The organism is Roseiarcus sp., from assembly GCF_052145395.1.
Lineage (GTDB): Bacteria > Pseudomonadota > Alphaproteobacteria > Rhizobiales > Beijerinckiaceae > Roseiarcus.
Window position 1 is genome coordinate 1 of sequence record NZ_JBKQOT010000509.1, and the last position, 8,707, is coordinate 8,707.

Genomic DNA, 8,707 nt, shown 5'->3' on the forward strand with positions numbered 1-8,707 from the left:
GCTGGACCTGCAAGAGCTTGCGCGTTCTGAGCTGATCTCCTCCACGACCACCGAAACCGGACTGAAAGTCTTCTGCGAACTCGACCCCAATCCCTACCCCAAGGGCGTCGCCGTCACCGACGACCAGATGGCCTCTCTCAATCTCGCCCGGGCCAATTTCCAAGGCGAATGGAATTACACAATCAAACCCCGCCCAACCGCGACGAAGCTGTAGTTTCCTGACGAGCCCTTAGCGGATTTCCGGGATTGTGTCTTCCCGCGCGATCGAGCTGAACCGCGTCACCTCGGCGTCGAACTGCAGCTCGACCGTGCCGGTCGGCCCGTGCCGCTGCTTGCCGATGATGACTTCGGCGCGGCCGTGGGCGCTTTCCATCTGCGTCATCCAGTCGATGTGCTCCTGGGTGCCCGGCCGCGGCTCCCGGTTCTTGAGATAGTATTCCTCGCGATAGACGAACAGCACCACGTCGGCGTCCTGCTCGATCGAGCCGGACTCGCGCAAATCCGAAAGCTGGGGCCGCTTGTCGTCGCGGGACTCGACCTGGCGCGAGAGCTGGGAGAGGGCGAGGATCGGTACGGCGAGCTCCTTGGCCAGCGCCTTCAGTCCGGTGGTGATCTCGGTCAGCTCCTGGACGCGGTTGTCGTTCCGCGACTTTGAGCCGGAGAGAAGCTGAAGGTAGTCGATGACCAGAAGGTCGAGGCCTTTTTGGCGCTTGAGGCGCCGGGCGCGCGCGGTGAGCTGCGCGATCGAGATGCCGCCGGTCTGGTCGATGTAGAACGGGATCGACTGCATCTCGGTGACCGCGTCGGCGACCCGGCGGAAGTCCCCCTCGGTGATGTCGCCGCGCCGGATCTTGTAGGAGGCGACGCTGGACTGCTCGGCGATGATGCGGGTTGCGAGCTGCTCCGCCGACATTTCCAGAGAGAAGAAGCCGACGATTCCGCCGTTGACCGTCTCCATGACGCCGTCGGCGCGCGTCCGTCCCTCGTAGGCGCGGGCGATGTTGAAGGCGATGTTGGTCGCAAGCGCCGTCTTGCCCATGCCCGGGCGCCCCGCGAGGATCACGAGGTCGGACGCCTGCAGGCCGCCCATGTAGCGGTCGAGGTCATGAAGGCCGGTGGCGATGCCCGAAAGCGAGCCTTCGCGTTCGTACGCCTTGGCGGCCATGTCCACGGCGATCTTCAGAGCGTCGGAAAAGCGCTGGAAACCCCCGTCGTAGCGGCCGCCCTCGGCTATCTGGTAGAGGCGCCGCTCGGCCTCCTCGATCTGCTCGCGCGGGCTCGAATCGACCGGCGCGTCATAGGCGACGTTGACCACGTCCTCGCCGATTCCGATCAGTTCGCGGCGCAGCGCGAGGTCATAGATGCTGCGTCCGTAGTCGTAGGCGTTGATGATGGTGGTGGCCTCGGTCGCGAGCCGCGCGAGATATTGCGGCACGGTCATGCCGCCGAGGTCGTGCTCGCCGAGGAACGTCTTCAACGTGATCGGCGTCGCGAGCTTGCCCTGCCGGATCATCGTGCCCGCGATCTCATAGATCCGGCGATGAATCTCCTCGACGAAATGCTCGCTGCGCAAGAAATCGGAGACGCGGTCGAAGGCGTCGTTGTTGATCAGGATCGCGCCGAGTAGGGCCTGTTCGGCTTCGACGTTCGCGGGAGGAACGCGATAGGCGCGCTCCTGCGGCGCCGATGCGCGTTGGATCAAGGCTTCGACTGTCGCCATGGGCGTTGAGAGCGTCTTTCAGCGGTTGGGGTCTTGGGCGAACGCGAAAACACGCGAATCAGCAACGCGAGGATACGCCAGCGGCTCCGACAACGACAAATTTTCGAGGGCCCCTCTCGATCCCGGCCGGGGCATAACGCCGCCGCCGGCCGCCGCCAACAATCCTTTGGAGGAGGCGCCGCCTTGTCCCCGCTATTCACGCCACGCTACGGCGCGTCACGACGCGCTTGACTTTCGAAGGGCCGCCGTTCTCCAGCCTGTCGAGTCTGCGCTATGCTGGGAATCACGACGGACCGGCGATGAGGGAGATTGAGGCTCCAATGGATGGCGTGAGACCCGCGCGCCTCAGCGACCTGCCTTCGGTCGACGCGGTGCTGAACGCGCCGGCCGCCGGGCCCCTCGTCGAGCGTTTCGGCCGCCCCGCCTTTACCGAGGCCGTGCGCGAGGCGCTGAACGAGGCCCGCGCCGTCCTTAAGGCGGGCGCCGCCGTAGCGCCCAGCGCCGAGGACATCGCGGCCCGGAGCCTCGCGCGGCTCGAGGCGGAAGACCGGTCGGCTTTAAGGCCGCTGTTCAATCTGACCGGCACCGTGCTGCACACCAATCTCGGGCGGGCGATTTTGGCCGAGGCGGCGATCGAGGCGGCGGTCGCGGCTATGCGCTGCGCGGTGGCGCTCGAGTTCGATCTCTCATCCGGCAGGCGGGGCGAGCGCGACGACCACGTCCGGGCGCTCGTCTCAGCCCTGACCGGGGCCGAGGACGCGACGGTCGTGAACAACAATGCGGCCGCCGTGCTCCTCTGCCTCAACACGCTCGCCGGCGGACGCGCGGCGATCGTGTCGCGCGGCGAACTGATCGAGATCGGGGGAGCCTTTCGCATGCCGGACATCATGGCGCGCGCCGGCGCCCGGCTCGTCGAGGTCGGCACGACCAACCGCACCCATGCGAAGGACTACCGCGAGGCTTTGACGTCCGAGACCGGCGCGATCCTGAAGGTCCACACGTCGAACTACCGCATCCAGGGTTTCACGGCCGAGGTCGGAACGGCGGAGCTCGCTGGAATCGCGCGGGCGGCGAACGTCCCGCTCCTGCACGATCTCGGGTCGGGGACGCTGATCGATCTTGCGGCTTACGGTCTCGAGAGGGAGCCGACGGTCCGCGAAGTGGTCGCCGACGGCGCCGACCTCGTTACCTTCTCCGGCGACAAGCTGCTCGGCGGGCCGCAGGCGGGCTTCATCGTCGGCCGTCGCGACCTGATCGCGGCGGTCAACCGCAATCCGATGAAGCGGTCGCTGCGCGTGGACAAGATCCGGCTCGCCGCCATCGAGGCGACCTTAAAGCTCTATCGCGATCCCGGCCGGCTTGCCGCGCGCCTGCCGTCCTTGCGCTCCCTCGCCCGGCCGCTCACGGAGATCGAGGCCCAGGCGGAGCGCCTTCTGCCCCTTGTCGCTCTCGCGCTCGGAGATGCGTTCGCGGTCGAGACCTCAGCCTGCCGGAGCCAGATCGGATCCGGAGCGCTGCCGCTCGAAACGATCGCCAGCGCCGGCCTCGCCATCCGCGCTGACGCAGGCGGGCGGGCGATCGAGGATCTCGCCCGCAGGCTGCGCGCCCTGCCGCGGCCGGTCGTCGGGCGGATCGACGACGGCCGCCTCGTGCTCGACCTGCGCTGCCTCGACGACGAAGACGCCTTTCTCTCGAACTTGCAGCATTGGAACGCCGAGGCGCCGGCGCGGAGCGCGCCGCCGGACGGGACGTCGTGATCGTCGGTCTCGCCGGGCACATCGACCACGGCAAGACGGCTCTGGTGAAGGCCTTGACCGGAGTGGACGGCGACCGCCTCAAGGAAGAGAAGGCGCGCGGCGTCACCATCGATCTCGGCTTCGCCTTCATGGCGACGGCAGCGGGGACGTCCATCGGCTTCATCGACGTTCCCGGCCACGAGCGCTTCGTCCACACGATGCTGGCGGGCGCGAGCGGCGTCGATTTCGCCCTCATGACGATCGCGGCGGACGACGGGATCATGCCGCAGACGCGCGAGCACCTGGCGATCCTCGACCTGCTCGGCGTCGAGCGCGGCGTCGTCGTCATCACCAAAGCCGATCTCGCTTCGCCCGAGCGGCTCTCCGAGGTCGCACGAGAGGCGCGCGCGATGATCGCCGGGACGACGCTTACTCGCGCCGACGTCCTCGCGGTCTCGGCGCTGACCGGTGAGGGCGTCAACGTTTTGCGCGCACATATCGAGGCCGCCGTCGCCGGCGCTCGGCGCGAGAAGTCCGAAGACGCCCGCTTCCGGCTTCCGGTCGACCGGGTGTTCACGCTCGCCGGCGTCGGGGTGGTCGTGACCGGGACGGTTCTCGCGGGGTCGGTACGGGTCGGCGACAGGGTCCTGATCAGCGCGTCCGGCCTTGCCGCCCGCGTGCGCTCCCTGCACGCGCAAAACCGCGCGAGCGAGACCGCCCGCGCCGGCGACCGGTGCGCGCTCAATCTGGCGGGCGCGGAGGTGGAGAAGGACGCGATTGGCCGCGGCGACGTGGTGCTCGATCCGGAGCTTCACGCGCCGACCGCGCGCATCGACGCGCTCCTTCGCGTCTCGGCCGACGCGCCGAAGCCGATCGCCTCCTGGTTCCCGGTTCGCCTGCATCATGCGGCCGTGGAAGTGGGCGCGCGGATCGCGCCGCTCGGGGACGGGCCGATCGCGCCCGGCGCCGAGGCCGAAGTGCAGCTCGTGCTCGACCAGCCGATCGCCGCGGCGGCCCAGGATCGCTTCATCGTCCGCGACGTCTCCGCCCGGCTGACGCTGGGCGGCGGACGGTTCCTCGACCTCAGGCCGCCGGCGAGGAAGCGCCGGACGCCCGAGCGGCGCGCGCAGCGGGCGGCGCTGGCGATCGCCGACCCCACCGCGTCTTTCGCCGCGCTTCTCACCGCGCCGCCCTTCGCCGGCGATCTCGCCGTCTTCGCCCGCGACCGCGGCCTCTCGGCCGAGCGGACGGAGGCGCTCGCGGCGGCGCTCGACCTCGTGGTGCTTGCGGCGAACGAGCAGAGGACCGCGCTGACGCCCGAGCGCTGGCGCGCCTTCTCCGCCGCGGCCGTCGAGCGGATCGCGGCCTATCACGCCGACAACCCGGACCTTCAGGGCGTCGGTCGGGAGCAGCTTCGGATGGCGCTCGCGCCGAGCCTGCTGAAGCCCGCGTTCGACGCGGCGCTGCAGAAGCTCGCGCGCGAAGGCGGCGTCGTCCTCGACGGCGCCTTCGTCCGGCTGCCGTCGCACGAAGTCCGTCTCGCGCCGGCAGACGAAGCCGCCTGGGAGACGATCGCGCCGCTCATCGGCGGGGCAGAGCGGTTCCGTCCGCCGCGGGTGCGCGACATCGCGAATTCGACCGGCCGCGCCGAGACGGACGTCCGCCGCCTCCTCAAGCGAGCGGGCCGAATGGGTCGCGTCGACGAAGTCGCCCACGACCATTTCTTTCTCCGGGCGACGGTCAGGGAGATGACGGCGATCATCGCCGATCTGACGGAACGCGCCCCCGACGGCGCCTTCACTGCAGCCCAGTTCCGCGATCGGGTGGAGAACGGCCGCAAGGTCGCGATCCAGATCCTCGAATTTTTCGATCGCCACGGCGTGACCCTGCGAAAGGGCGACCTCAGGCGCGTCAACCGCCATCGGCTGGACCTGTTCGGAATCGAATGAAGCGGCTACGACGGCGGAATTGGAGGAGAATCGCTCCCGGTGGGGCGTCCGGACTTCAAATCCGTGTGGGGCAGCGAGCCTGTCCCGGGTGGGTTCGACTCCCACTCTCCTGCGCCAGCCTCAAACGACTTCCACGATCGGCTCGCCGGCCTCGACGGACCCGACGATCCGGGCCTGCGGGTCTCCGCCCTCACGGATGCGGGCGCAGAGGGTCGGCGCCGCCGCGGCGTCGCACGCTACAAGCAGGCCGCCCGACGTCTGCGGGTCGGTCAGGAGCCGCCGGCGCCAGTCCTCGAGACCCTCCGGCAAGACGACGGCGTCGCCGTAGCTCGCCCAGTTGCGCTGCGAGGCGCCGGTCGAGAAGCCTGCTTTGACGAGGCTTTCCGCCTCAGCGAGCGTGGGCGCGTCGTCGAGTTTCAGCCGCAGGGTCGCGCCCGCCCCGCGCGCCATTTCGAGCGAGTGGCCGAGGAGCCCGAAGCCCGTCACGTCGGTCATCGCGTGCACAGCTTCGTCCTTCGCCAGCTCCGCGCCAACGACGTTGAGGCGCGTCATGAAGCCGAGCATTTCGCGGTAGCCATCGTCCGAGAGCGCGCCCTTCTTGATCGCGGCCGAATAGATGCCGACCCCGATGGGCTTCGTGAGGATCAGCGCGTCGCCCGGGCGCGCGTCGCAGTTGCGCCTCAAGGTCTCGGGCGACACGAGGCCGATCACGGCGAGGCCGTAGATCGGCTCGGGCGAATCGATCGAGTGGCCGCCGGCGACGGGGATTCCCGCCCCCGCCGCCGCGGCCGCGCCGCCCCGTAGAATCTCGCGGATCATGGCGGTCGGCATCTTGTCGATCGGCATGCCGAGGATCGCGAGCGCGAAGATCGGCCGGCCGCCCATCGCGTAGACGTCGGAGAGCGCGTTGGTCGCGGCGATCCGGCCGAAATCGTACGGGTCGTCCACCATCGGCATGAAAAAGTCGGTCGTCGCGACGATGGCGGTCTTGTCGTCGAGGCGCCAGACCGCGGCGTCGTCGCCGGTCTCGGTGCCGACGATCAGATCAGCGAAGGGCGCCGCTGCCGGCTCACTGGCGAGAAGTTCGCGCAGCACCGATGGCGCGAGCTTGCAGCCGCAGCCGCCGCCATGAGCGAGCGCGGTCAGGCGAGGGACGGGAGCGTTCATGGAGTTTCCCTCCGTTGAGGCCAGCTCGCCAGCAACGCTCTAAGCGCCGAGACGAACGCGAGCGGCTGGTCGATCATGACATGGTGCTCGGCCTCGGGGATGACGACATGGGGCGAGCCGGGTTTCAAGAAGCTCATCAGATAATCCGCGTCGTCGGCCTTGAAGAGCTTCGACTTGGCGCCGCGGACGAGCGCCATCGGGCAACGCGCGGCGGCGACGATCGGTGTTGGGTCGATGCGGCCGAATTTCTCCCAGAAATGCGGGTCGAAGCAGAGCGCCCACCCGGGCTTCCCCTCCTCGTCGACCGCCTCGCGCACCGAGCGGCGGGCGATCGCGTCGAGCACGAACAGGTTCTCGCACGGCTGCGGCGGCATGAGGCGGAAGCGTGCGACGACCGTCGCGAGCGAGTGTTTTACCCGCGCGATGCGCGAGGCCTGCGGCGGCGCCGGCGGACGGAAGTTTTGCGGCGCGAAGAAGGGCGGATCGACCATCACCGCGCCAAGAAATTCGTCGCCGAAGTCGCGCGACAGGCCCATCGCGACGCGCCCGCCGAACGAGTGGCCGACGACGACCGGCGGCCCGGAATCGAACGCCCCCGCCGCGCGCCCCGCCCCGCGCGCCTCGCGCACGAACTGCTCGAACACGTAATGCTCGCGCCAGTCGGAGCGCCCCATACCAGTGAAGGTCGAGGCGACCACGCGCCGTTCGCCGGCGAAGAATGGCGCGATGAAACTCCACCAGTCCGCGTGCGCCGCCCCGCCGTGCAGGAACATGAGCCCGGGCTTGCCGCGTTCGCCCCAGGCCAGCGCCTCGACCTTCGCCTCCTCGAACTCGACGAAGGTCCGCTCCGGCTCCTGCGCCATGATCGCGTCGAACCACGGCGGCGCTGGCGGCTTACGCCCATGAAAGGCCGCCAGCGGCGCCATGTGCTGCGGATCGGTCACGACGACATCCCTTGCGACAGGTTGAGAGCGCGCGGCGCTCTTCGAAGGCGCCAGCCGTCCCCTCTCCCCGCGAGCGGGGAGAGGGGGACCACCCGCGCGTCCCGCGGGCAGCGGTGGGACGCCGCTCCCGTCACGCGACTTCGAACAGTCCGGCCGCGCCCTGGCCGCCGCCGACGCACATCGTCACCACCACGTACTTGACGCCGCGCCGCTTCCCCTCGATCAGCGCGTGGCCGGTGAGGCGCGCGCCGCTCATGCCGTAAGGGTGGCCGACCGCGATCGCGCCGCCGTCGACGTTGAGCTTGTCGTTGTCGATACCGAGCTTGTCGCGGCAGTAGATCACCTGCACGGCGAAGGCCTCGTTGAGCTCCCAGAGGCCGATGTCGTCCACCTTGAGGCCGTGGGCCTTGAGGAGCTTCGGAATGGCGAACACCGGCCCGATGCCCATCTCGTCTGGATCGCAGCCGGCGACCGTGACGCCGCGATAGATCCCGAGCGGCGTCAAGTTGCGCTGGCTCGCGAGCTTCGCCTCCATCAGCACGCAGGCGCTGCCGCCGTCCGACAATTGCGAGGCGTTGCCGGCGGTGATGTATTGGCCCGGCTCCGCCAACCGAATCCCCTCGGTAAAGACCGGCTTCAGCGCGGCAAGTCCTGCGAGCGTCGTGTCGGCGTGAACGCCCTCGTCGTGCTTCAGCGTGACGGACTTTTCCGAGACGGCGCCCGTCGCCTTGTCGACGACTTTCATCACGCTCGGCAGCGGTGCGATCTCCGCCTCGAACCGGCCGGCCTCCTGCGCCGCAGCGGTCCGCAATTGCGATTGCAGAGCGTATTCGTCCTGCCGCTCGCGCGAGATCTTGTAGCGCGCCGCCACGATCTCGGCGGTCTCGAGCATCGACATGTAGACGTCGTCGCGGTGGTCGGCCAGCCACGGATCCATGGCGCGATAGCGGTTCATCTTGTCGTTCTGGACGAGCGAGATGACCCGAGCCCGCCGCCGACCGCGATGCTCATGCCGTCCGCGACGATCTCCTTCGCTGCGATCGCGATCGCCATGAGCCCCGAGGCGCATTGCCTGTCGACCGACATGCCGGCGACGCTGGTCGGAAGGCCCGCGCGCAGCGCGGACTGACGTGCGATGTTGCCGCCCGTCGAGCCCTGCTGAAGCGCCGCGCCCATCACGACGTCGTCGAC

6 protein-coding genes, 1 tRNA gene and 1 pseudogene are annotated in these 8,707 nt (G+C 69.2%); 4 read left to right on the plus strand and 4 right to left on the minus strand.

Annotated features, from left to right (window positions below):
- The coding region (locus ACLP25_RS17440) for an ISAzo13-like element transposase-related protein (RefSeq protein ID WP_442470439.1) at nt 1-214 on the plus strand (214 nt) is incomplete at its 5' end.
- A 15-nt stretch (nt 215-229) separates the two neighbouring features.
- Here the strand turns inward: ACLP25_RS17440 and ACLP25_RS17445 are convergent.
- Nucleotides 230-1,720, minus strand: coding sequence for a replicative DNA helicase (locus ACLP25_RS17445; RefSeq protein ID WP_442470440.1), 1,491 nt, complete (start codon nt 1,718-1,720; stop codon nt 230-232).
- A gap of 320 nt (nt 1,721-2,040) precedes the next feature.
- Here ACLP25_RS17445 and selA point away from each other — a divergent pair, with 320 nt between their 5' ends.
- The 3 genes from selA (at nt 2,041) to ACLP25_RS17460 (ending at nt 5,522) form a co-directional block, all read left to right on the plus strand.
- Nucleotides 2,041-3,477, plus strand: coding sequence for an L-seryl-tRNA(Sec) selenium transferase (selA, locus tag ACLP25_RS17450; RefSeq protein WP_442470441.1), 1,437 nt, complete (start codon nt 2,041-2,043; stop codon nt 3,475-3,477).
- Nucleotides 3,426-5,405, plus strand: a complete 1,980-nt coding sequence (gene selB, locus ACLP25_RS17455) for a selenocysteine-specific translation elongation factor (protein ID WP_442470442.1) — start codon at nt 3,426-3,428, stop codon at nt 5,403-5,405. The genes selA and selB overlap by 52 nt, the downstream gene beginning before the upstream one ends.
- A 21-nt stretch (nt 5,406-5,426) precedes the next feature.
- A tRNA-Sec gene (locus ACLP25_RS17460) sits at nt 5,427-5,522 on the plus strand.
- Nucleotides 5,523-5,525: 3 nt separating this feature from the next.
- Here the strand turns inward: ACLP25_RS17460 and selD are convergent.
- The 3 genes and pseudogenes from selD to ACLP25_RS17475 all read right to left on the minus strand — a co-directional run.
- Entirely contained in the window at nt 5,526-6,572 is a 1,047-nt protein-coding gene (gene selD, locus ACLP25_RS17465; protein WP_442470443.1) for a selenide, water dikinase SelD, read from the minus strand.
- Complete coding sequence (locus tag ACLP25_RS17470) at nt 6,569-7,516, minus strand: alpha/beta fold hydrolase (protein WP_442470444.1); 948 nt, start codon at nt 7,514-7,516, stop codon at nt 6,569-6,571. Before ACLP25_RS17470 ends, selD begins: the two co-directional genes overlap by 4 nt.
- 130 nt (nt 7,517-7,646) lie before the next feature.
- Nucleotides 7,647-8,707: pseudogene (locus ACLP25_RS17475) on the minus strand (acetyl-CoA C-acyltransferase); the annotation flags it as partial.

Bases quoted from the DNA above. Each gene is read 5' to 3' on its own strand.
- selD (WP_442470443.1), bottom strand. From the start codon at position 6,572: ATGAACGCTCCCGTCCCTCGCCTGACCGCGCTCGCTCATGGCGGCGGC.
- ACLP25_RS17445 (WP_442470440.1), bottom strand. From the start codon at position 1,720: ATGGCGACAGTCGAAGCCTTGATCCAACGCGCATCGGCGCCGCAGGAG.
- selA (WP_442470441.1), top strand. From the start codon at position 2,041: ATGGATGGCGTGAGACCCGCGCGCCTCAGCGACCTGCCTTCGGTCGAC.